We start from the raw sequence: 781 nt of genomic DNA on the forward strand, positions 1-781 counted from the left end.
CGGCCCGCGGCCATCGAAGGCCTGGGCGCCATCGCGCACCTGGCGCCCGGCCATGCGCACGTGCTGGCGCTGGGACCGGGCTGGCCGCGTCTGGGCCTGGGGGGCCAACGCGGCCGGCCAACTGGGCAACGGGGCACTGAAGGAATCCGCCGTGCCGGTGCGGGTGGACCTGCCCGGGCGCATCGTGCAGGTGGCCGCGGGCGACACGCACAGCTTCGCGGTGGACGCGCAAGGCGGGCTGTGGGCCTGGGGCTCCAACCAGTACGGGCAGGCGGGCGGCGGCGATGCGCGCTATGTCGCCCGGCCCGTGCGGGTGCGCACTGGCTTCGCCGTGGCGCAGGTGGATGCGGGCATGTTCTACACCGTGGCGCTGTCTCGCCAGGGCGATGTGTTCGCATGGGGCTGGAACGGCATGGGGCAGCTCGCGCGGGACGGCATGGCCTTTTCCGCCAGGCCGCTGCGGGTGCCGGCGCTGCGCGGCGTGCTGCAACTGGCGGCCGGATCGGGCCATGTGCTGGCGCGCACCGGCACCGGGCTGCTCGCCTGGGGCGACAACCGCTCGTCCGCCTGCGGGGCGTTTCCGTCCACCGCCGTGCAGGTCCGACCCCATCCCATCGCATTCGCCTGAAGGCCCGCCATGACCGATTCTTTCTCGACCCCGGAGCCGACGCGCCGCGCCAGCCTGCAGTGGATGTTCGGGCTCTCCCTGGGCACAGTGGTTGCCCCGCTGGCCGGCTGCGGCGGCAGCGCCTCCGGCGCCACGGCGGACACGCTGCCCGAG

General features: G+C 74.8%; 1 protein-coding gene. It reads left to right on the forward strand.

What is annotated here, in order from left to right; genetic code table 11:
* The coding region (locus AC27IQ_RS26130) for an RCC1 domain-containing protein (RefSeq protein WP_487091383.1) at nt 1-628 on the forward strand (628 nt) is incomplete at its 5' end.
* Between the last annotated feature and the right edge of the window lie 153 nt (nt 629-781).

This window comes from Acidovorax sp. KPB24-07, assembly GCF_057543315.1.